The organism is Candidatus Pseudothioglobus sp. uisw_070 (assembly GCF_059512545.2).
On sequence record NZ_CM183456.2, the window covers coordinates 1,661,633 to 1,685,595 of the forward strand.

Below are 23,963 nucleotides of genomic sequence, written 5' to 3' on the forward strand. Positions count from 1 at the left end.
TTTATTTAAATTTATTAAGCATGTCTTGCATACCAGGAATAGTTTCCAACTGATAAGCATAATCTTTCTGATAATTCATATGTAATGGGCGCTGAGTTTCTCCAGCCAAAATTGTGAAATAATACATCTCAAACCCAGGAGCTGCGACGCAGGGGTGGTAGCCTTTATCAAAGATAAATGTTGAGCCATCCCGTATATGATAGACGGGGCCAAAGTCCTGCCCATCTGGGGTCAAAAACTGTGCACCAAAGCCATTAGATGGATTAAAACGAAAATTATAAACTTCATTGTGTCGACTCTCATCAGGAAGTACGTCTACTTCATGTTTATGGGGTGGAAATCCTGACCAGCCTCCTGCTCCTACTGTAAATAGCTCACTAACCAACAATTTACCGACCTTACCCGCCGGCTCTTTACCTAGAATATGTTTGATTTTGCGATGTGTCTTAGTGTCATCAGATCCATACTGAACTTTATCAATATCCTCTTGCCTTATAACAAAAGCCTCATGGGTTTGATTATGCTTTGCTCCAGAAATGAACACTTCCACTTCATTACTGATGCAAATTAACGTTGCTTCGCAGTTAACGGGGACATAAACACCTTCAGGATCACCTTCCCAAATATGATGTCGCTTGCCAACCTCTTGGAACACTTGGCCCTGAACCTGCACATCAACGCTTCCAGTAGCGGGAACAATACATGACTCATAATCAGTTAGTTGATAAGTATATGATTCTCCAGCACTCAACTTAATGATATTAAAATAGCATAGAGGGACTACTTCATTATTACAATCTACGATTGCCTTATTTTTGTTGTTATGTTGAGGGATATGCATATTTAACTCCAAATTGTTTTTGGTTTAATTGTTGTATTTTTTTGTAACAACTCAATTTCTTCCATTTTTGGCATAGCGCTGGCACAGCCTTGTTTGGATACTACCAAAGCTGCAGCAGCGCTCCCAGATTCAATAGCTAGTTGCCAGTCTCCAAAAGACATATAATTTATTATCACATTACCTAAAAAGGCATCACCAGAACCGTATGGTTTAAGCGCAGGTAAATTATAAATTCCAGCATCAAGCCGATCTTTACCAAAAAAAAGACTACAGCCACTCTTGCCCCGCTTAAGAATCATTACCTGATTGCTTGAAACACATTGTTTAACCTGTATATTTATATCTTCTTGAAGGATTTTAAATTCTTCTTCGTTGCCAACTAATACATTTGTTAATTCTGCAGCCTCTTGATAAACAAAACGGGTAGTTTTCTGATCAGGCCAGTTCCATGCCCTGTAATCTAGATCTAGCCATACTTTGCAGTCATTTTTTTGAGCATGAACCATCATTTTCAAAGTTTGTTTTCGTGAATCAGCTTCAATTAAGCTGGTGCCAGTTATTATTAGATTTTGGCTTTGAGTAATTGCAAGTTTTACATCTTCATTACAGACAATTTGTAAATCAGCAGGATTATTACGATATATTACTACTTCGCAGTCCTCTTGTCGCACTTCAGCAATTGCTAAACTAGTCCTCTCATTACCATAAGTTGTTTGCATCATCTGCAAATCAATACCTTCAATTTCAAGACGCAGCCGAACAAATTCACCAACTGGATCGTCAGACAAGGCAGAGATAAGACCTACTTTACCACCTGCACGCTTCATAGCTATTGCAATGTTCGCCCCAGAACCGCCCACATCACTAGCAAATAATTCTGCATCGCGAGTTTTACTGCCTACAGGCTGTGGATATAGATCAAGGCCGGCTCGTCCCACGACCAAGGCATCATATAATCGATTTTCTTTATATTGCATCATGTGATAGATTTATTTCAGACATCCAGCCACTTTCCAGTCATTGCAGAACGGTCAATTGCATCCATGACTTTTTCGATTTTTAAACCGTCGGCAAAGTTTGGCCATACTGGCTGACCCGTTTCAATTGAATCAAGTAAATGTTTAAGCTCACAAACCTTTACATCAATAAAGCCAAGACTGTGGCCTGCATTGGGTAAAAACGCATCATATGGTGGTTGCGCTGGGCCACTCAATATTGTTTTAAAGCCCTCCTGTCTTGGATCATCACTTCTTGTATAAAGCTTAACTTCATTTAAACGCTCTTGGTCATGACAAATCATGCCTTGAGAGCCATGTATTTCCCAACTTAATCCACATTTTCTTCCCCATGCTACTCGACTAACACGCAATGTTCCCTTGATTCCACTCTCAAAGTGAGCCAATGCGGTACAGACATCATCGTTATCAACTGGCAATGTTTGTCCTGGATTCTCTGGATCCGAACGCTCCTTATGGACTGTATCGTAATCTCCCACTAGTCGAGTTATTGAACTACCCGTCATATAGTGAGCCATACTAACCAAATGACACATAACATCAGCATTTGCACCAGAGCCAGAAGCTTCACGATTCATACGCCATGAATGAGGTCTATCTGGATCAGCTTCATTATCAACATCATAAATCCCATGAAATCCAATTACTCGCCCTATAGCGCCTTCTTCAATGAGCTCTCTAGCACTTTGAACAGCAGGATTTTGAGTATAGTTGTAGCCTAAGATAGTTTGTGCATTGCTAGCTTCAGCAGCTGCGAGCATAGCTTCAGAGTCTGCTAAATTAGTTGACATAGGCTTTTCACACCAAACATGCTTACCAAGTTTGAGGGCAGCTACTGAAATTTCTTTATGAAGCGAATTGGGAACACATACTGAAATCAACTGGACCTTTGGATCATTGACCACATCCATCCAATCAGAGGTGCAACGAGAGAATCCCATTTCAGTTCGCATCACTTCAGCTCTCTCAGAGTTGTAATCACAAATCATCTCCAAACTAGGCCGTAAGCCATCACCAAAAACACTCCCAGCTGCTGCATAAGCAATAGAATGGGCTTTGCCCATAAAAGCAGTACCAATAACTCCTACGCCAATAGTTTTCATTCTCTTTCCTCTATTTGAATTCCAAATTTTTCACAGTAACTTTTAATATTTTTATACCCCATTGTCACATAAGTTAATGGGTGGGCCTTAGCCGGGTCTTGCTCTGCCTCTACAACTACCCAGCCACTGAAGTTGGCTTCGCCCACCATTTTAAATAGCTCAGAAAAATTAAAATCACCGTCTCCAGGAACTGTATAAACCCCACTCAAAACTGAGTTTAAAAAACTTGAATCAGTATCTAGCGAGTGGTTTAATATTTCCCCTCGAACATCTTTACAGTGAATATGCATAACTCTATCGTTGTGTTTTTTATAAACTTCTAAAGGATCAGCACCAGCATAAATTAAATGACCAGTATCAAATACTAAACCAAGATCAGTAGTTGTCATAGACATTAGCTTGTCTATTTCTTCTTCAATTTGAACAACTGTTCCCATGTGATGATGATAAGCAAGCTTCATTCCATTCGACAAAGTATATTTAGCTAGCCGACTCAACTTTTCAGTCCACTCTTCCCATTGACCATCATCAAGGATAGGGCGTTTTGAGAGTGGCGAACTAATATCTCCATGAACACAAGAGTCCATTTCACAATAAACAATTACTTCCGTCCCCATATCTTTAAGAAGATTCATGTGTGGTGTTATTCTTTCTATCTCATCTTCAAGACTGTCCGCTAACAAGCCCCCACAAAACCAACTAGAAACTACGTCCATACTATATTTATCAAATAATGGTCGTAGTATTTCCGAATCCTTAGGCCACTTACCTCCTAATTCAAATCCACGATAACCGGCTTGTTTTCCCTCTGTTAAGCAATGCTCTACTGTAGTATCTTTGCCCAGTTCAGGCATATCATCGTTAGTCCATGAAATCGGACTAACACCAATTTTTACACTCATCTTACTTCTCCAAATTATTGTTAATATTATTTAATCAGCAAGTCTAAATTGCTGAAGTTCCAAAAGCTTTAAATTAAATTCCTCTAGACTAACTAAATCTAGAAGCGATTGCTTAGTAAGTTCAAACATGCTCATGCCCTGCAACTTAGAGTTTGAATTTTGATCATAGTCAAGGTTTGTAGGAAATGCATAGCCATCTGTCGCGCAAATAAGGACATTCTCAATTAGTTTTTCTGAAAGAGTTTTTTTAATTGAATGCTCCAGTAGGAATGGGTAAATACGCTTAAGAATTTTAATGTAATTTATACTCTCCATAGTCTTACCAAAAGGAGATGAAATTTGTAAAAGGTTGCCGATCCTATGAAAGTCATTTGAAGTGTTGGAACCAGCTCCATGCAATAAAGCAGGATTAAAAAAAATACCATCGCCTTTATTCATTTGATTTTGAACTGCATTCGTATTAAAAAATTCAGTACATGCATCGTCTCTCCATGCAAGGTAACCTAAGTCGAAGTGGTGCGAATAGGGCAAAACAATCGTGGGCCCAGTTTCTAAAGGCATGTCGGTGTGCGCGACCCCACCTTGGAGAGTTAAATAGTTTGAAAGGCGGTGAGCTGAAATAGGAAACAGCTCAACAACTTTATTTTCTTGAAACCCTAAATGATAATCACGGTGTGGTTTTTGCATTTCACCGCCAGGTCTTACAATATTAACTTGCGCAGTCATTTGAGAATTTGGCCCACACCAGGACTCGGCAACTAACTTTAAAATATCATTTGAATAGTAACTAATAAATGCATCAGGATCCTCCAACGCAACTTTTTGAAAACTATTCCATATCCTTGTATTTGTTCCAGAAGCAAAATGATCATTGCTAGTTCCAATCTCTTTTTGAGTAATTTTCTCAAAAATCCTATTGCTCTGATCTAAAACTTCATGTTCATAAAGATTGCGAATAACAAAAACACCTGGGCCACTTTCTAAGGCATGAAATAACTCAGTTTTTAGTTCTTTTTCTTTTTCTTTATTTCCAATAAATGAAGTAAAGTTTTTTGCATCATAAACGACCACATTATTTATAACTGATTCGGATAATGGGTAGTCCTTTTTTAAAGTTTTTTGAGAGCAGACTTTCTTTAGGTCATCATAATTTATATCAGACTCACTGAAAAAAACTTGGCTATTAGTTGATTTTAATGCTTCTTTGTTCATATTTAATAAGGCTGTTGTTTTTTCCCTTTCTTATAAGAGTTATAGACTTCTTCGCCATTTTTATTTGACGAAACCTCAGGAACGGCAACCTCCCACCAGCATCCACCTTCTGGACTTATTTTATGAGAATCAGTCACTAAGCTAATAAGATAAGATTTTGAAGATAAACGGGCACGTTCCAGAGCTGAAGCTAATTCATTAATATTTTCAATATGTTCAGAGCTCGCTCCTAAAGACTGCGCATGAAGCGCAAAATTGACATTTGGATGGCCGTCATCAATACTTTCACAATCCTTCAATAAATTATTAAATGATCGGTTTCCAGTTGCATTTTGCAGTCGATTAATACAAGAAAAACCTCGATTATCTAAAACAACTACAATTATTTTTTGTCCTAACATTACGCTTGTTGCTAATTCTGAATTAAGCATCAAATATGACCCATCTCCTACAAGAACAATTACTTCTCGCTCAGGCTCAGCCATTTTTACACCCAGACCGCCAGCTATTTCATAGCCCATACAAGAAAATCCATACTCCGCATGATAGCCACCCGTTTGCTCAGTCCTCCAAAGCTTGTGAAGTTCACCAGGAAGACTTCCTGCAGCACAAACAACTATATCTGTCGCCTTTCCATTTCGCTTTAACTCTCCCAAAACTTGGGCGTCAGTTGGCAGTGAATCCATAGTTTTAGATGTGCTCTTTATTGAAGTTATTTCATCGTAATAGTTATTCCATTTACTGCTTTCTTTATTCGCTAAGTCTTTCCATTCTTGACTCACTTTCCAATCAGATAGCTTCATATCTAATTGTTGAATTCCAAGCTTTGCATCGCCCCATAATGGCAATGCATTGTGTTTTATTGCATCAAAACGGGCTACATTTAATTGCACTATAGTTGTGCTTGAAAATAACGCTCTGGAGCCAGAATTGAAATCATTTAAGCGTGTACCAATTGCCAAAACTAAATCTGCCTGTTTAGCCATATTATTTGCTGCATTTGATCCGGTAACCCCAATAGCACCAACATAACTAGAGTGGTCCCAAGCCAAGGCACCTTTTCCAGCAGATGTCTCTGCAACTGGTATTTGGTGTTGTTTGGCAAAATTTTGTAAGTCCTCACAGGCCTTAGCATAATGAACTCCTCCACCTGCAATTATTAAAGGTTTTTTTGATTTAATTAACAACTCTATTGCATGGTCTAATTCAGCATCATCAAGTTTAATCTGGCGAATTGAGTGAGTTTTTTGAGTAAAGAATTCTTCAGGATAATCGAATGCTTCAGCCTGCACATCTTGAGGTAAAGATAAAGTTACTGGGCCACAATTTTCTGGGTCTAGCAGTGTTTGAATTGCCACAGGTAAACTATTAATTATTTGCTCAGGCCTCATAATTCGATCAAAATATCGGCTAACTGGCCTGAAGCAATCATTAACGCTGACTGTAGGGTCTGAGAAATCTTCTAGTTGTTGAAGAACAGGATCTGGAGTGCGGCTTGCAAAATAATCACCAGGCAACAATAACACTGGCAGTCTATTTACATGGGCTAATGCTGCAGATGTAATCATATTAGTTGCGCCAGGTCCAATTGAACTTGTACAAGCCATCATTCTTTGTCTATTATTAGCCTTTGCATAAGCAATTGCTGAATGAACCATTCCTTGTTCACTATGGCCACGAAATGTAGGAAGCCACTCTTCACACTCTGACAATGCCTGACCCATTCCAGCAACATTGCCATGTCCAAAAATAGCAAAAACTCCAGCAAATAATGGATGTATTTCATCGTCAATCTCTATATATTGGGCTGATAAATATTTAACGATAGCCTGTGACATTGTTAGTCTGACTGTTTTCATAGTCTTTACTCCTCTCTATATTTTTTCCAAGATTTAATTAGTTCTATGTAATTATTGGACACTAAATCAATCAACTCTTGATCACTTATCTTTTTTTCCATCCACTGTTTGGCTGGCTCATAAAAAATTGTCCTACCAACAGTAAAACCTTTGCAAATTTTATGTTTTGAGGCATCCTCAAAAGAACTTTTTACAGCATCCATAGATGCTGATTGACCTAATAATAACACACCTTCACAATGCGCATCATTTTGTAATATCACATCGCTCACTTGCTCCCATGACTTGTCTTTCAGTGCTGGCAATTTCCACCAATCCGGCTTGATACCAAGACCATAAAGCCTATTTAGTATTTGTGGAATAGTTGATTCATCCTCTTCCAAGTCTCCAGGTAGAATAATCTCTAATAACAATTGATGTCCACTTTGAATACAAGCAGAATTGAGCTCTATAATTTTCGATTCTTGCTTTAACCTCAATTCAATAGGATCATTGATATGATAAAACATCAGGCACTTTACAACATGCGTAAGTGGCCAAGACTGGAGTTTTGATCCAATCGATCCTCCTCCCTCAAACTCTAAAGGACAAGAGCCTGGAAGCTCCACAGGCCTTCCAATCCACCATGACTTTTCAGCAATAGAGTGAAGCGCTTCTTCACCATAAGTGTCATCGATTAAAACACCCACACTATTCTCGTCAATATTACTTCTGTTAATAGTCTCTTCAATAGAATTCAAAAATAAATTTTTTAGCTTAACTACTCGCTTAGGGCTCTCTCCACAATCAATTGCTAGGTCATAGAGCTGCTTACGATGATCAAAAGCGAAGCCAAAAATCTCAGATCGAGCAATACTTCTTGAACTAACTCTATGAAGATGATTAAGCTCTTTGTCTTGACTTGGATCTGGAATATTATGCGCATTATCTAGATAATAAAAGAGCTCTTGCTCACTTGGAATCGCTGGCGCACAACCATGTCTAGAGACTACTAAAGCTCCAGATGCATTTGCATAATTGGCACTTTTTTCAAGACTTTCATTTCTTAAATAACCACGCAAAAATCCAGACATGAAAGCATCGCCAGCACCCAGAACATTTAATATGTCTACTTTATTACCTTTGATAACTTCAAATTCACCTGAGTTATTTGGAATATCATTACTAATTACTGTGCACCCCAATGGTCCAAGTTTTAAAACAATAATAGCATCACTTACCTCTCGAACTTTCTTTAAAGCAGTAACTGTATCCTCACTTCCACCAGCAATATGTATCTCCTCTTCAGTGCCCACAATTACATCACAAGACGGTAGTATAGTTTGTATGTGCTTACTTACATCAGCGCTTGCAATAAAACGAGACTCCCCATCACCCAGTCCTGTTAAACCCCATAAAACAGGCCGATAATCGATGTCTACAATTACCTGAGTGCCCCCTGCTTTAGCGAACTCAATAGCCTTCATACTTGTCTTATATGTATTGTCAGAAGAAAAGTGTGTCCCTGTAATTAAAAGCGCTTTACTGCTAGCGATGAATTCGGCTGAAAAGTCTTTTATGTCAACTGCCATATCGGCGCAATCGTTTCGATAAAAAATAAGCGGGAAAGTGTCTTTATTTTGTATACCTAGAACAACTAAAGCTGTTAATCGATCTTTGTCTGTGACAACATGCGAAACATCAACTCCAACACTTGCTAATTCATTCCGCACAAATCTTCCCATATGCTCATCACCAACTCTGCAGATCATTGCAGACTTTAGCCCTAATTTTGAAGAGCCATAAGCAATATTTGCAGAAGAGCCTCCAAGATATTTTGCGAAACTCCCCATGCCTTCAAGAGTAGATCCAATTTGTTGCCCGTATAAATCTACTGCAGCGCGCCCTAGGCAAATAACATCAAGTGCTTTCATTATTTATCTAACATCCATTGATGATCGGGGTGATTTTTAAAAATCCATTGACGTTTTGGGCCCGCCATTACATTTAAATAGTAAGAATCATAACCATATGGAACGCCAACAGGATGGTATCCAGATGGAACTAATACAACACATTTATCTTCTACTGCCATAGTTTCATCAATAGACAAATCATCAGTATAGACACGTTGGAAAACAAAACCCTGTGATGGGTTAATCCGATGATAATAGGTTTCCTCAAGATAAGTTTCAACGGGAATGTTGTCTGAGTCATGTTTATGAGGTGGATAGCTCGACCAATTACCTGCAGGAGTTTTAACTTCAACAACCAAAAGGCTATCAGCCTCATCTTGTTCCGGCAAGATATTACAAATAGACCTTGTATTAGCTCCTTCTCCCCGCACCTCATTAGTCATTTCTTCAGGTTTTATATGTCTTACAGGATAATTACCAAAACCAGGCGCAGCTGCAATTGCAAGTTCAATCTTAGTTAATGCTGTAATGGTTATTTTATGATTATTAGGCACGTATAACGCATGAGGTTTTTTATCTTCAAAGACGCTCATTCTATCGCCAAGATTATAAAACTCTTCATCTTCTACAGTAATATCGGCCTTCCCAGATAAAATTACCAGACATAGCTCATTATCAACTTCTGTCAAATTTAAAGTTTGCGAGGGCTCCAGCTCATAAGCTTTAAATCCAACAAAATCCCAATTTGCTGATTTTGGAGTAATGTCTTGATAACAACCATTTGAGCTTAATTTAGGGCGAGATAAAAGTGACATATTTAATTTCCTTGTTGATGATAGCCAATTGATATACATATAGCCTGAACGAGACACATTGTGGCCCCTAAAGACCTAAAAGTATGAATTTCTGCCTCATGAATGCTAAATAAAAAATCTGCTAAATGAGCAATAGGATTGAGCTCTGTATCGGTCAGCAAAATTACCTTTGCTTTTGAATTTTTTGCCTCTTTAACCGCTTCTGTTGTCATCGTATTGTAAGGATTATAAGTAATTGCAATGAATACTGTTTTGTCATCAAGCCAATTTGAAAGGTTCTCCACTTCATTTACATCATTAGCAATACGACATCGTATACCGAGATTGTTTAACATGTAATAAAAGTAATTTGCTACAGGTTGGGCTCTATTTGTACCGCACAAAATTACTTCTCTAGCATCACACAATGCCTTCACTGTTTCTTCTATTAACTGAACATCTATTTGCTCAGAAAGTAATTCTGTAGCAACAATATTGCGACTCGTAATTTCTTTAAAGATATTTGAACTATTTGTAGACACATTTGTTTCAGTAACTTTTTTCACGTCTGTGATGCGTTGTCGATAGTTAATAGGAGATTGTGAAATTTTGACCTTAAACAGATCTTGTAGTTCAGCAAAACCACTAAAACCAAAATGCTTTGCAAAACGGACTAAGGTTGAAGGGTACACTCCAATTTCTGAAGCAATAACTGCCAAGGTATTTATTGCAAGGTTTTGTGGTTGATCAATTACATAGAAAGCAATCAACTTCATTTTTTTGCTTAATCTTGGATAGCTTTCTTGAAGCAAGCTATTTAAATCATTAATATCTTGTGGAGGCATTCTTTTAAAAATCTATAAATTAATTGAGTTGCCACTTTGGAGTGACTCTTTAGCAGCTTCAGCAATTTTTAACGCAAGAACCCCATCAGAAATATTAACACTAGGCTGAGTACCAGACTGAAATGATTCCATAAAATGCACTAGTTCATTGTGGAACGCTTTTCCATATCTTTCTAAAAAAAAGTGTTGGTTTTTGGTCTGCTTAATTCCAGATGAGTTACTTAAAATAACACTATCTTCAAGGACATTTTTTACTTGAAGCATGCCTGTCTCACCAAAAGCTTCAATTCTCTGATCATAACCAAAGGAGGCTTGTCGACCATTAATAATAGTAACTATTGCCCCCTTATTCATATTCATTATCACACTTGCTGTATCAACATCTCCTTGCTTAGCAATATCATCATTTGCAGCATTAGCAGAAACATAGATACTTCTTGGAGTGTCATTAAGAATCCAACACGCCATATCAAAATCATGGATCATCATATCGTGAAATAAACCACCGGACCCTGCGATATAGTCCATTGAAGGTGGCTCAGGATCATGAGAAGTTATTATTAAAGACTGAATTAAACCAATTACATTTGCATCAACTTTATTTTTTAAACTAGCCATATGAGGATCAAAACGTCTATTAAATCCTAACATACATACAATACCACTTTCTTCAACAGCCTTAGCGCACGCCAATGCTCTATCAAGACTTAGATCTATAGGTTTTTCACAAAAAACAGGCTTACCAACTTTCGCGCATTTTTCTATAAGGTTTGCATGAGTAGAAGTACTGCTAGCAATAATAAAAGCATCTATTTCATTATTTTCGAATGCCTCATCCATTGAAAGAGTGATAGCATTGTATTTATTCGCAAGCTTTTCAGCAGACTCTTGATGAAAATCTACAACAGAGTGGAGATTAGCATTTTCATCACTGGCTATCGCGATAGCATGAACTGCTCCTATGCGACCGGCACCAATTAGACATATTTTCATAATTAACCTCTATTTTTTTAATACTGATAATTCTTTATTACCAGACATCATGGCTTGTAATTCTTGGAAATCAATTTCACCTGCTTTAGCAGTACCTAGAGTCTCACCTCGAGATAAAACCGTAAACTTATCCCCCACTGCCAAAGCATGGGAAACATTATGAGAAATAAAGATTACTGCAACACCTTTTTCTCGAACCCTTTCAATAGTTTTTAGCACATTTGAGGTTTGATAAACTCCCAGGGCTGAGGTTGGCTCATCAAGTATCAATATTTTGGCGCCAAAAAATACAGCACGGGCAATAGCAACAGTTTGCCTTTCGCCCCCAGACAGAGTCCCAATTGATTGAGAAGGGTCACGCAATTGAATTCCCATTTTGTCCATTTCAGTCATCAAAATTGAGTTGCATTTCTCAAAATCCATGACAGTGATTGGGCCCACTTTTTTTGTCAGCTCCCTGCCAAGCCAAAAATTACGAGATACAGACATTAAAGGAATTAAAGCTAAGTCTTGATAGACTGTAGCAATTCCAACATCAATTGCATCTCGAGGGTTATTAATTTCAGTCTCTTGTCCATTAATAATTATCTGGCCACTTGTTGGCTGATGAACGCCAGACATGATTTTAATAAATGTAGATTTTCCTGCTCCGTTATCGCCCAATAAACAATGACATTCTCCAGCATTAATAGAGATTGAAACACCTTTGAGAGCATCTACATTTCCGAAGCTCTTATGGATATCTTTAAGTTCCATTAACGGTAAATCACTCATCATTTTGCCCCAGTAATTAATTTACGAACATGTGTATTAAGAATCACCGCTAACAATAAAAGAACGCCTAAGAACACTCTAAACAAAGAACTCTCTACTCCAATAAAAAATAAGCCTTGTTGAACTACTCCAAATATGACTGCTCCTAGTGCAGCTCCAATAACTGAACCGTAGCCACCTGTTAATAAAGCGCCGCCTATAACAACTGAAATAATCGCCTCAAACTCTTTTAGAATTCCTCTATCCGCTGAAGCTGAACCAAACTCAATAACCTGGGTAGTTGCAAATACAGTCGCACAAAAGGCTGTAAAGACAAACATCAATATTTTAACTCTGTTTACTGGGACACCTATATGACGAGCAGCTTGTGCATCACCGCCTGAGGCATAGATCCAGTTACCAAACCGAGTTTTTGTTAATAAAAAATGTGCAAAAATAACGAGTCCTATAGCCCAAACCATCATCATTGGGATACCCGATACAACTGGTTGACCAGCCTTTGTGCCAGCGACAAACGTTTGAATTATGCCTTGCTCAGCAAGCCAGTCAAATACACCTGTGAATATTTTTCCACCAAAAAATGGCGCTAACCAGTCATTTTCCGCGACCTCTGTAACTCCACCAATAATAGTTTTTTTAGTACTTATAATTGCAATAAAGATCGTCATTCCTCGCAAGATATATAAAAAAGCAAGGCTAACAATAAAAGATGGTAAATTTGTTTTGACTGTAATGTAGCCAATTAATGCACCTATAGACATCGAAACAACGAATGCTATAAGGATACTAAGCCATACTGGCCAACCCCAAACTACTGAGGTCACTGCTATGACAATTCCGGCAAAACCGATCATTGACCCTACTGATAGATCAAATTCTCCAGCGATCATGAGAAGGCAAGCGCCAACAGCAATAATGATAAACTGTGAAGACACGATTCCCCAATTCATAGAGCCTTCTAATGAAAACATCCCCGTATCTCGGGCTACTAAAAAAAAGAATAGAAAAACTAATACAACTCCAACAATTGCACCTAAGTCAGGACGAAGTAATGCGACACTAAATTTGGAACGAATTAATGAAATTTTTTTTTCAATTGTAGACATGATTTGATCCTATTGGTTTATCCAAAATAGTTAAATTTGAACTTTAAACCTGATAAAGATAAAAAAAATGCTACCCACCAATTTAAGATTATGGTGGGTAGCACGTTAATAAACTAAATTAACTATTAACGGTAAACGCCTGCATATTTTTCAACTAAGCTAATATTACTCTTAGTGATAAATCCAGGGCCAGAGTTAATTGCACCTGAAGGCCATACGCCATATCTTGACAAGTTAGTCAACATTACAACTGGAAGATATCCTTGTAAGTACGGTTGTTGATCAATAGCGAAAGAAATAACATCTGCTTTAACAGCAGCTGCAATCTCACCTGAAAGATCAAAAGTACCAAAATAAATATCGCCCGAACGACCCATATCATCTAAAGCTGAAAGCGTTGGATGAGCAGAAGTTGGACCTAAAGTAAGAATTGCATCTGTATCAGGATGTGATCTAAGATGAGCCATAACTTTATTTTTTATTTCTGTTGGATCTTGTCCAGAGTCGATCATTTGATTTCCAAGATCTACACCAAGAGCATCTGCATAGCCCTGGCAACGATCAACTGATACCGGGTTTGTGAAGAAGTGATTAACACATAAAAACTTTGTTGCTCCAGCAGCTTTTGCTCTCTTACCAGCACCAAAACCAGCATCATACTCAGGCTGACCAATGTGCGCTAATGCTCCTAGCATTTCAGATTGCTCACGAGTACCAGAGTTAATTGTTACAACTGGGATTCCTTTTGCTATAGCTGAAGTAATTGGTCCTTTTAGGACGTCATAATCAGCAATCGTAACAATAATACCATCAGGGTTGCTTGCAGCAGCCTGCTCAACGATACGTGCCATATCAGCAAGATCTCCAGTAGTTGGGTTACGATAATCAACATCAACACCCATTTGCTCACCAGCAATTTCAATTGCATTTTTAATTGTATTCCACCATGAATCAGAATCTGGTGCATGGCTAATTAGTACAAACTTTTCACCATCTGCCATCGCTGCCGTACTTCCCACAGTTGTTCCGAAAAGAACAAAAACTGAAAGAAATAGACTTGAGACATATTTATTAATTTTCAACATAATTTTGTATCTCCTTTCTATAAGTTTTTTTGAAGTCACGATTGACCCCAATATTGAAGGATTTTTAGAACTTCAATATTTGGAGTATACATGAAGAGATATATATGTTTTCTAATATTTAGAAAATAGAACATATGTTTCATGGCATGGAAGGTGTTCAATTCTATACTCAACTTAAAACTATTACCTAAAGGCGACCTTCTGGGATTAGAAAAGGTGCATAATTTCATTTTGAAAGTGGCAAGAAAAAATAATTAATAACAGTAAATTTAGCTTCGTATAGGCGCTTTAACCCTGCAATAAAAAAACAATTGACAGTGCTTTGATTTAGTATCAAAATGTGGTTTATAGTTCAACTCAAATCACTATTATGACAAGAAGAAAATCAGGTGGAAGAGAAGCAAGAATTGCACTAAGAAGTGCCCCACTAGCAGAAGAAAAAAAGCCTGTTTTACCGGGTGAGATTGGTGGAAGATATAAACCCCTTAGTGACAAACAAGTTATTGATATTGAAGCTAATATTTTTCGAATTCTAGAAGAAATTGGATTTGGTGATGCCACTCCCCACTGTATTGAAACTTGCGTTGCTTTTGGCGCTATTCTTGGAGATGATGGTAGATTAAGAATGCCAAAAAAAGTTGTTGAAAAAGCCATGAACCTTTCACAGCGAAATCTCACTCTTCATGGGCAATCCCCAAAACATGATTTAGATTTAAGTGGCTCAAGAGTTCACTTCTCAACTGCTGGCGCTGCAGTTCTTATTGCCGACCCTGAGAACAACGAGTATCGAGAATCTGAAAGTCAAGATCTATACGATATGGCTAGAATTGCAGATCAGTGTGAACACATTCATATGTTTCAACGAACTTGTGTTTTGAGAGACATTGCTAGTCCTCGTGAGATGGATCAAAACTCAGTTTATTGTGTGGCAATGGGAACTGAGAAGCATTTAGGCGCAAGCTTTACAGAAGCTCAGCACGTAACTGATGCGCTTGAAATGCTTCATATTATTGCTGGAAGTGAAGAAAAATGGCGTGAAAGGCCGTTTTTAAGTATGAGTAATTGCCATGTAGTACCCCCAATGAAATTTGCAGAAGAGTCTTTAGAATGTGTTCGTGTTGGCGTAGAAGGTGGCATGCCAATATTACTTCTATCAGCAGGTCAAGCTGGAGCAACAGCGCCTCCTCTTCTTCCTGGCGTTGTGTCCCAGGCTTGGGCTGAATGTCTTGGCGGACTGGTATATGTGAATGCTATCAAACCAGGTGCACCGGCAATTCTTGGAACTTGGCCTTTTGTGTCTGACTTAAGAACTGGATCAATGTGTGGAGGCTCTCCAGAACAAGGATTAATTTCAGCAGCTTGTGCGCAGATGGGCAACTTTTTAAATCTACCAACTGGAACGCCTGCAGGAATGACAGATTCTAAATTCCCAGATTTTCAAGCGGGGTCAGAAAGAGCATCTACTCATGCAGTCACAGCAATTGCTGGCGCTAATATAATTTATGAATCTGCTGGAATGTATGCAAGTCTTTTAGGTACATGTCCTGAAAGTTTGCTGATGGATAATGATTTATTGGGCGCGTCAATGAGAATGACAAAAGGGTTCAGCGATGATAGTGAAGAGTCACTTTGTTTTGAAACGATTAAAGATGTTTGTTTGAATGATAAAGCTCACTATCTTGGATCAGATTTAACAATTAGCGTTATGCAAAGTGAGTATATCTTTCCTGATTTAAGTGATAGGGACAGTCCAAATGATTGGGCTGACATGGGTAAACCAGTCCTACTAGAAAAAGCTATTAAACAAAAAAAAGAAATACTATCGGAGCATTTTCCAAGTCATATTAGCGATGAAGTTGATCAAAAAATACGCGAAAAGTTTAATATTAAATTAAGCAGAAAAGATATTGGCCGCAAACCTCTTAAAAAATAGATAATTAATATGAAATCACATGCTCAAGTAGTAATAATTGGCGGCGGATCACTAGGGGTTAACCTTATGTATCATCTTACTCAAGAAGGTTGGACTGATGTTGTCCTTGTTGAAAAGGGTGAACTCACAAGTGGATCGACTTGGCATGCTGCAGGCCTATGTCCAAACTTTAATGGCAACCATACCCTTTCAAGTATTCACGAATATACAATAAAACTTTACGATGAGATCTTGCCAGAAAAAACTGGTCTTGACTCCTCATTTCATAAAACTGGCTCACTAAGGGTTGGGCATGACAAGGTTGAAGAACAGTGGTTTAATAATATTTTGAGTAAGGCAAATCATATTGGCTGTGAAATGTATTTTGTTTCGAAAGAAGAGGCCTCAATCATCAATCCAATGATGAACTTTGATAAAGCCAGAAGTATTTTATATACACCCAATGATGGCCATGTAGATCCTACAACGGTAGTCACTCAATTAGCACAACTTGGGAAAAAAGCAGGCGCTGAAGTTAGTAACTTTAATCGAGTGATTGATATCAATATCCTTCCAAGCGGTGAGTATGAAGTTGTTACTGAGTTAGGAAAAATTATTGCTCAACATGTAGTTAATGCTGGTGGTTGCTTCTCACCACAGGTTGGAGCCATGGTTGGCTCTTATGTGCCGCTGGTTAACTTACAGCATCAGTATTTAATTACTGATAACCATCCTGATATTGCAGCTCTCTCTAAGGAATTGCCCGTAACTCGAGACTCTATTGCGGCTTCCTATATTAGGCAAGAAGGAAGTGGTTTTTTAATTGGTCCTTACGAAACAAGAGGTTCTAAACCATGGGCACTTGATGGTGTAGATTGGTCATTTGATAGGGAACTCTTTGAGGGTGATCTTGAAAGATTAATGCCTTGGTTAGAACGATGCATGGATATTGTTCCATTATTTAAAGAAGTTGGAATTAGCACAGTAATTAATGGACTAATAACCCACACTCCTGATGATAATTTACTTGTTGGCCCTGCAAAAGGACTCAAAAACTTTTGGAATCTTTGTGGCGCAAGTATTGGAATTGCACAGGGCGGAATTGGTAAATACTTAGCTCAGTGGATGGTTCATGGTCAGACTGAACTCAATATGGCTTCGCTTGATAGTCGTCGCTTTGACAAATGGGCTGATAAAACATACTGCACTACGCGTGCTATTGAGTCGTATGAAAGAATGTACTCATTCGCCTCTCCAAATGAAAATCGACCACATGGACGACCTATAAGAGTAAGTGCTTTGCACACTTTATTGAGTCAAAAGGGAGCTATACATACTGTCAATACTGGCTATGAAAAGCCTTCTTGGTTCACAACTGATGAAATAAGAAATGAAACTTTAACATGGGCCCATAGTGAAGCTCATGAAGCAGTATTACAAGAGTGTGTAGCTGTTCAAAATGCTTGCGGCATAACTGATATTAGCGGAACTGCAAAATTTCGAATTACCGGCAAGGATGCTTTTAAATTTCTAGATAATTTATCCTGCAATAAATTACCTTCAAAAGATGGCAGAATTGGATTAACCCTTTTTCACTCTCCAAATGGCGGAATAAGGGCAGAGCAAACAATTAGCCGTATCAGTAATGAAGAGTTTCTTCTAATGGGTGCTATAGGATCTGAAGTTAAAGACTACCAATGGCTGGAATGGTACTCAGATGACTTTGATATCACAATAGAAAATTTAACTGAGGAATGGGGTGGGCTTCTCTTGACTGGCCCTGAAGCAAGAAATATTTTAGGTCAATGCACTCAAGAAGATCTCAGCAACACTGGATTTTCTTGGCTAAGCTGTAAAACAATTAAGATCGATTCTGCAAATGTCTTTGCAATGAGAGTTTCCTATGCTGGTGAATTAGGGTGGGAACTTCATATGCCAAGCTGGCAAATCATTTCTATCTATGAATCTTTAATGGAAATGGGAAGCTCCCATGGCTTAAAAGATTTTGGAGGACAGGCCTTTAATAGCATGCGCTTAGAAAAAATGTACAGGGCTTATGGCGCAGAATTCACTGAAGAAATTTCAGCCTTAGAAGCTGGCATGGATCGGTTTCTTGACTTGAGTCGTGAATTCATTGGCTGTGAAAATATACGCCAAAGACAAATTGATGGGATTAAGACCAAGTTAGCGTATCTCATATTTGATGATGATATTCCAGCCGAGTGCTTTGGGAATGAAGCGGTTTTTAATGGAGATAAGCTTAGTGGAATTATAACTAGTGGTGCTTATGGATTTAGAATAGGCCATAGTGTGGCCTTTGCTTATTTAGAGCCAAACCTTTGTGAAGAGGGGGTTAAGCTTAGTGTTGAAACCTCTCTAGGCAGTCGCAGTTGTCATGTCTCAATGAGTGCGGCCTATGATGACAGCAATGAAAAACTTCGTTCATAAATTCATAACTCGATTAAAATGCCTTTGAAATTACTGTTGAAACACCAAGCCAACTAATGAGTATGAGTGAGCAAAACAAATTAAGGCAGATTAAAAGTCCATGCGTCAGTATTTGCAAATACAATGAAAATAATTTTTGTGTTGGCTGCAATCGTCATATGAATGAAATATTTGATTGGTTTGACTTTACTGATGAAATGCGCACTGCAATTATGAAGGATTTATTGACTCGTGATATTAGCGCAACTCCAGAGTAATAAATAGTTAGAAATAAAAAAGGCTAAAACCAACACCAATCATTATTCCTCCAAAAATCCTATTCACCCTCAAGGCAATTTTTTGACTACTTATTAACTGCCTTAATTTTTTTCCTAGTACACCAATAAATACCAAACCAAGCAACAGTGAAATGGCAACTGTGGCTACGATTTTCAATCCATAAGCTAAACTTACTTGATTAAGATCAATCAGAGAAGGAAGGACTGATAAATAGAAAATCATTACCTTTGGATTAGTTCCAGCCAAGAGGAAGCCAGTCAGTAATTCTTTCAAATGGGATTGGGCTGAAACTTCATTATTCATACTGAATTTTCCAGCCGTCCATTGAGAATAGCCCAAATAAAATAAATAACAGGCTCCAAAATATTGGACCGCGTTTGTAACAGGTGTAATCAAATCGGCTAGAGCATTTAAAGAAAAAATAACAATGGTTAAATATGACAAATCACCAAGCGTCATTCCAACTGAAAAAAATATTGCTGAGGCTAGCCCTCTCGAAGTAGAAATAGAAAGAAGCGCCAGAGTTCCTGGACCAGGGGTTACTGCAAAAACAAAAAGAGTAAAACCAAGGACTAAAAAAATATTTATTTCCATAATCCGCTACCTAGACGGCAAGAAAGCTTTCAGCTTCAAATCAATTAAAACAAATAAGGCAGATACGGCCAAAATAATTCCTATAATATTTTTTAAGTTTAGTGCTTCTTGAAAAAAAATTGCCCCAAAAGCAATTGCAAAAAATGGTGACAGTAAACTAAACACCGAAGTTTTTTTAGACCCTATAACCCTTATTCCAGTATAGTAAACTGCGGTAATAGCAGTACCAGCTACAACTGAAACAAAAAGAATGTTAATCCAGAAAATATAATCCATATCCATTAAAGTTACGAGAAGACTTGTATCATAAGAATAAACCCAATCGATCATAAAACCAAATAGGCTTATATAAAAGTTAAAAGCCAATACATGCATATTTTTCATATAGGCTCCAACAATAGTTACAGCTGCATAAGCCAAAGCTGCCAAAACAAAATAGAGATTGCCTCCACTGATTAATAGTGCCAAGTTAGATTGATCAAAATTCATCATCAAAAGAACACCAATTGTGCCCACCAGTAATGCGGCCCAGTCCTTAATAAGTGGCTTAGATTTCTTTGAAAAAATCATAAAGATATAGACAAATATTGGAATCAAAACAGTAACTAATGCAGCTCCTAAGCCCGCAGCACCCCTTTGCATTCCCATAAAATAAAACCGATAGTTACTAATCATAAAGATTGCAATAACGAGTGATAAAACAAGATTAAACAAACTAATTTTGATAGGTATTTTCATCCATATCAAAAGTGGGATAGTTGAAAGAACAGATAAAAAGAACCTGTAGACGACAATCTCATCTGCACCGATATAAAAGGAAAGATATTTTGCTGAGATACCTGACAATGCCCACACAAATGGAACAAGAATCATAATAAATGTCATATTTTTTTCAGATTGAAACATTATTTTCCCAAGTCATATTAGTAGAGGCCTACAAAACAGCCAACCAAAATCATCGTAATACCGGTAACCTCATTCACGCGTTTTATAATCGCTGGATTTTCAATATGTTTTCTTAATCGAAGCCCTAGGATGTTTGCTAGAGTGAGTACGAAGAATACTGTAATACCAATAACTGTAACTACTTTAATTTCAGTTGCAACTGTCAAATTATTTAAATCTATAAAGATTGGTAGAAAAGATAAATAAAAAATAATGGTCTTAGGGTTAGTAACCCCAACAATAAATCCTGCTAATAAAAGCTTTAGTGTTGAACTTTTTTTACTTGTTTGTTCGAAGCTAATACCTCTTGACCTATACTGCTGATAGCCAATATATATCAAATATGAAGCACCTAAAATTTTAACGTACAGCATGCTATCACTAATCAGGCCTGCTATGGCATTGAGTGCTAGCATTGCAAGTGCGACATAAATGATATCACCAACAGTATGTCCAATTGAAAGCCACATCGCAGGAATAGAGCCATATCTTGTAGAAATTGCCAGTACTGCAAATAGGCCAGGCCCTGGCGAAATTGCATAAACAAATGTAGCAAACGTTAGAGAAAGCAGGGTAAGTAAATCCATTGCAAGATTATAAACATTGCATCTGCTATAATTATCATTAAATTTTGAACGACCATTAAGCGTATTAAATGAACTTAAACTATCTTGATTTTGAACAACCAATAGCTGAACTTGAAGAAAAAATTGATGCCCTAGAGAGCATTAAAGATGATGCCGATATTGCTAAAGAAATGGAGTCACTTAAAGCAAAAAGTGAACTGTTAACAAAGAAAATTTTTTCATCACTAACTGATTGGCAAGTGTCACAGCTAGCAAGGCATCCTCAAAGGCTTTACACTTTGGATTATATTGACAAAATCTTTGATGAGTTCACTGAGCTTTGTGGAGATCGAGCTTATGCAAATGATCATTCATTAATTGGTGGAATTGCAAAAATTGATGACCTCACATTTATGTTTATTGGGCAGCAAAAAGGCCGCTCAACAAAAGAAAAGATTTTTCATAACTTCGGTATGACAAGGCCTGAAGGTTATCGCAAAGCCCTTAGACTAATGAAGATGGCTGAAAAGTTCTCACTTCCAGTAATTACTTTTATAGACACCCCTGGAGCTTATCCTGGAATTGGTGCTGAAGAGCGGGGACAAAGTGAAGCGATTGCTAGAAACTTATTCGAAATGTCTACCTTAAAAACACCAATCTTATCTGTGGTGATCGGTGAAGGTGGCTCAGGCGGTGCGCTTGCAATTGGCCTTTGTGATACTATGATGATGTTTGAATACAGTATTTATTCTGTTATCTCTCCAGAAGGTTGTGCCTCAATACTTTATAAAGACGCCTCTAAAGCACCAATTGCTGCAGAGTCACTTAAACTAACAAGTAAGCATTTAAAAAAACATAAATTAATTGAAAAAGTAATACCTGAACCTCTTGGCGGAATTCATAGAGATCCTGAAAAGGCTTCTGTATTTCTCAAAAAAGCCCTGATTAAAGAGCTAACTAATCTAATTGACTTGCCTATTGATAAACTTATTGAGAATAGACATGAAAAACTACTAGGCTTTGGAAGATTTAGCGAATAAAGACGGATACTTAACTGACAAGAAAATTGTCGTTGCCTTAAGTGGTGGTATTGACTCAGTTGTTCTTCTCCACTTTTTAAATAAACATTATCCTGGTAACGTTCGAGCTGTTCATATAAACCACAACCTTTCTAAACACAGCGACGAATGGTGCGCTTTTTGTGAAAGAATATGTAATTCAGCCAAAATCGAGTTTAAATATATAAGTATAAATATTCAAAATTCTTCAAATATCGAAGAAAATGCACGTAAAAAACGCTATCTTTCATTAAAATCTGAATTAAGAGTGGGTGAGATTCTTTGTACTGCTCATCACCAAGAGGACCAGGCGGAAACTTTTTTACTTCAATTGTTTAGAGGGAGTGGAGTTGCTGGCCTTGCCTCAATGCCAAAAATAAAAAGTATCGGTGACTCAGAACTTTATCGTCCATTTCTGAATATTTCAAAACAAAAAATCATAGACTATGCTTCAAAAAACCATCTCAAATGGATAGAGGATGATAGCAACCTAGATACTAATTTTAAAAGAAACCTATTAAGAATTGAATTTCTACCAAAACTATCAAGCGCATTTAATGGACTTATTAAGAATGTTTCAAGGAGTGCAGCGCATCAGGCAGAAGCATTGAGGCTGATGCAAGACTTGGCTGAACTTGATATTAAAAATTTTGAATTACTGGTCAATAATAAAATTCAAGTTAGCTCATTAATTCAACTGCCAAAACGAAGAATAGTTAACGTGCTTCGTTATTATATTGCCAATCTAGGCTTTCTATTGCCTTCTAATAAAGTTCTAAATGAGCTTATCTCTTCATTGAGTGCAAAAACTGATGCTAATGTAATCTTAAGATGGCACCACTATGAAGTTAGGCGATACAATGGTGAGTTGTATTTTTTTGATGAGCATATTGAGTCTTCAAACTTACCATGTCCCTATTACGAATCATTAAAAAACCTTCCTAATTTTGAAATACGTTTTCGTTTAGAAGGTCAACGAATAAAAGTTAAAGGGAAAGGTCATTCACAATCCCTTAAAAAAGTATTCCAGGAATCAAACATTCCTCCATGGGAAAGAGATAAATTAAGAATGTATTATGTAGATGGCTCTTTACGAGCCATGGAAACGCTTGGTGAAATTACTGAAGCTTAAATACTATTAACCAAACTAATTATTGTTAAAATCCTGACTTAAGGCGTCTTGTGATTCCGAATTCAAAATAATTTCATAATCATAATGGGGGTGGGAAACGCCAACCTTGACTGGCACTCCTGAGCTAAACTCTTTAACCATACCTGGATCAAATTCAAAACGCATGAAGTGAACAGCTGAGGTCTTAACCTCTGTCTCTCTATCCATATCCTCATTACAAATAGCAAACACTTTGTCATGATTTCCAACTTGAAAATAGATGCTTCTTTCAACGCCAATTAATTTAGATAATGCAACCGTTCGCTCCTCAACATTAGTATATTCAATCATCATAGTAGCCTTCAAGTTTGAGCCTTCAGGTACCAGTGAGTTATATACATCGAGCTCTTCTTGAATACCGTCAGCCTCAAAAATTTTCTCTATACGAAGCATCTCTTGGATCTGAAACTGGACTGTTTTCTTGTTTTCAAACAACATCCTTACATGCTCTCCAAGATTAACCTCTCTGAGCTTTTTTATTTGAATAGTATCTGAACGAATAGCTGAACGTTTTTCTGCGTATTCTTCAAGAGAGAATAGGTCTTGTCTTGTTAGCATTTAATTA

General features: G+C 37.5%; 22 protein-coding genes. 5 read left to right on the forward strand and 17 right to left on the reverse strand.

Annotation, left to right across the window (positions count from 1 at the left end; translation table 11 throughout):
- Position 1 precedes the first annotated feature (1 nt).
- The 13 genes from AC5YGD_RS08395 to AC5YGD_RS08455 form a co-directional block, all read right to left on the reverse strand.
- Positions 2-841 carry a 5-deoxy-glucuronate isomerase gene (locus AC5YGD_RS08395; protein WP_416686752.1) on the reverse strand — a complete coding sequence of 280 codons (840 nt, stop codon included), beginning with the start codon at positions 839-841 and terminating at the stop codon, positions 2-4.
- A gap of 2 nt (positions 842-843) precedes the next feature.
- Positions 844-1,821 (reverse strand): PfkB family carbohydrate kinase, encoded by a 978-nt coding sequence (locus tag AC5YGD_RS08400; protein WP_416686754.1) that lies wholly within the window; start codon positions 1,819-1,821, stop codon positions 844-846.
- A gap of 14 nt (positions 1,822-1,835) precedes the next feature.
- On the reverse strand, positions 1,836-2,960 hold the full coding sequence (locus AC5YGD_RS08405; RefSeq protein ID WP_416686756.1) for a Gfo/Idh/MocA family protein: 1,125 nt from the start codon (positions 2,958-2,960) through the stop codon (positions 1,836-1,838).
- The gene (iolE, locus tag AC5YGD_RS08410; protein ID WP_496141420.1) at positions 2,957-3,862 is read right to left on the reverse strand and encodes a myo-inosose-2 dehydratase; all 906 of its coding nucleotides are present in this window, start codon (positions 3,860-3,862) and stop codon (positions 2,957-2,959) included. The genes AC5YGD_RS08405 and iolE overlap by 4 nt, the downstream gene beginning before the upstream one ends.
- 30 nt (positions 3,863-3,892) lie before the next feature.
- The gene (locus AC5YGD_RS08415) at positions 3,893-5,074 is read right to left on the reverse strand and encodes a phytanoyl-CoA dioxygenase family protein (protein ID WP_496141421.1); all 1,182 of its coding nucleotides are present in this window, start codon (positions 5,072-5,074) and stop codon (positions 3,893-3,895) included.
- 2 nt (positions 5,075-5,076) lie between these two features.
- Positions 5,077-6,933, reverse strand: a complete 1,857-nt coding sequence (iolD, locus tag AC5YGD_RS08420) for a 3D-(3,5/4)-trihydroxycyclohexane-1,2-dione acylhydrolase (decyclizing) (protein WP_496141422.1) — start codon at positions 6,931-6,933, stop codon at positions 5,077-5,079.
- 5 nt (positions 6,934-6,938) lie between these two features.
- Positions 6,939-8,846: a bifunctional 5-dehydro-2-deoxygluconokinase/5-dehydro-2-deoxyphosphogluconate aldolase gene (locus tag AC5YGD_RS08425; RefSeq protein WP_496141423.1), complete on the reverse strand. Its 1,908-nt coding sequence runs from the start codon at positions 8,844-8,846 to the stop codon at positions 6,939-6,941.
- Positions 8,846-9,643, reverse strand: coding sequence for a 5-deoxy-glucuronate isomerase (gene iolB, locus AC5YGD_RS08430; RefSeq protein WP_496141424.1), 798 nt, complete (start codon positions 9,641-9,643; stop codon positions 8,846-8,848). The genes AC5YGD_RS08425 and iolB overlap by 1 nt, the downstream gene beginning before the upstream one ends.
- A gap of 2 nt (positions 9,644-9,645) precedes the next feature.
- Positions 9,646-10,467, reverse strand: a complete 822-nt coding sequence (locus AC5YGD_RS08435; RefSeq protein ID WP_416686765.1) for a MurR/RpiR family transcriptional regulator — start codon at positions 10,465-10,467, stop codon at positions 9,646-9,648.
- Between the two features lie 12 nt (positions 10,468-10,479).
- Entirely contained in the window at positions 10,480-11,460 is a 981-nt protein-coding gene (gene iolG / locus AC5YGD_RS08440; protein WP_496141425.1) for an inositol 2-dehydrogenase, read from the reverse strand.
- Positions 11,461-11,469: 9 nt separating this feature from the next.
- On the reverse strand, positions 11,470-12,234 hold the full coding sequence (locus AC5YGD_RS08445) for an ATP-binding cassette domain-containing protein (RefSeq protein ID WP_496141426.1): 765 nt from the start codon (positions 12,232-12,234) through the stop codon (positions 11,470-11,472).
- Complete coding sequence (locus tag AC5YGD_RS08450; protein ID WP_496141427.1) at positions 12,234-13,340, reverse strand: ABC transporter permease subunit; 1,107 nt, start codon at positions 13,338-13,340, stop codon at positions 12,234-12,236. The genes AC5YGD_RS08445 and AC5YGD_RS08450 overlap by 1 nt, the downstream gene beginning before the upstream one ends.
- Before the next feature lie 125 nt (positions 13,341-13,465).
- Positions 13,466-14,425, reverse strand: coding sequence for a sugar ABC transporter substrate-binding protein (locus AC5YGD_RS08455; RefSeq protein ID WP_416651746.1), 960 nt, complete (start codon positions 14,423-14,425; stop codon positions 13,466-13,468).
- A gap of 370 nt (positions 14,426-14,795) precedes the next feature.
- Between AC5YGD_RS08455 and AC5YGD_RS08460 the strand changes: the two genes are divergently transcribed.
- The 3 genes from AC5YGD_RS08460 to AC5YGD_RS08470 all read left to right on the forward strand — a co-directional run bounded on the left by AC5YGD_RS08460 (position 14,796) and on the right by AC5YGD_RS08470 (position 19,042).
- A complete protein-coding gene (locus AC5YGD_RS08460; RefSeq protein WP_496141428.1) occupies positions 14,796-16,358 on the forward strand; it encodes a trimethylamine methyltransferase family protein in 1,563 nt (520 codons plus the stop codon).
- A gap of 9 nt (positions 16,359-16,367) precedes the next feature.
- On the forward strand, positions 16,368-18,785 hold the full coding sequence (locus tag AC5YGD_RS08465; protein WP_496141429.1) for an FAD-dependent oxidoreductase: 2,418 nt from the start codon (positions 16,368-16,370) through the stop codon (positions 18,783-18,785).
- A gap of 62 nt (positions 18,786-18,847) precedes the next feature.
- Entirely contained in the window at positions 18,848-19,042 is a 195-nt protein-coding gene (locus AC5YGD_RS08470; protein ID WP_416651754.1) for a DUF1289 domain-containing protein, read from the forward strand.
- 7 nt (positions 19,043-19,049) lie between these two features.
- Here the strand turns inward: AC5YGD_RS08470 and AC5YGD_RS08475 are convergent, their stop codons facing one another.
- Genes AC5YGD_RS08475 through AC5YGD_RS08485 form a run of 3 tightly spaced genes read right to left on the reverse strand, consistent with a single transcriptional unit; the run spans position 19,050 to position 21,190 of the window.
- Complete coding sequence (locus AC5YGD_RS08475; RefSeq protein ID WP_496141430.1) at positions 19,050-19,658, reverse strand: LysE family transporter; 609 nt, start codon at positions 19,656-19,658, stop codon at positions 19,050-19,052.
- 6 nt (positions 19,659-19,664) lie between these two features.
- Positions 19,665-20,564: an EamA family transporter gene (locus tag AC5YGD_RS08480; protein ID WP_496141431.1), complete on the reverse strand. Its 900-nt coding sequence runs from the start codon at positions 20,562-20,564 to the stop codon at positions 19,665-19,667.
- Positions 20,565-20,581: 17 nt separating this feature from the next.
- On the reverse strand, positions 20,582-21,190 hold the full coding sequence (locus tag AC5YGD_RS08485; RefSeq protein ID WP_496141432.1) for a LysE family transporter: 609 nt from the start codon (positions 21,188-21,190) through the stop codon (positions 20,582-20,584).
- A 68-nt stretch (positions 21,191-21,258) separates the two neighbouring features.
- Here AC5YGD_RS08485 and AC5YGD_RS08490 point away from each other — a divergent pair, with 68 nt between their 5' ends.
- Both AC5YGD_RS08490 and tilS read left to right on the forward strand, forming a co-directional pair.
- Positions 21,259-22,209, forward strand: coding sequence for an acetyl-CoA carboxylase carboxyltransferase subunit alpha (locus AC5YGD_RS08490; protein ID WP_416651762.1), 951 nt, complete (start codon positions 21,259-21,261; stop codon positions 22,207-22,209).
- Positions 22,190-23,359, forward strand: a complete 1,170-nt coding sequence (gene tilS, locus AC5YGD_RS08495; RefSeq protein ID WP_496141433.1) for a tRNA lysidine(34) synthetase TilS — start codon at positions 22,190-22,192, stop codon at positions 23,357-23,359. Before AC5YGD_RS08490 ends, tilS begins: the two co-directional genes overlap by 20 nt.
- A 15-nt stretch (positions 23,360-23,374) precedes the next feature.
- On the opposite strand, the gene AC5YGD_RS08500 is transcribed toward tilS, so the two are convergent.
- Complete coding sequence (locus AC5YGD_RS08500; protein ID WP_416677836.1) at positions 23,375-23,956, reverse strand: DUF3501 family protein; 582 nt, start codon at positions 23,954-23,956, stop codon at positions 23,375-23,377.
- Positions 23,957-23,963 lie beyond the last annotated feature (7 nt).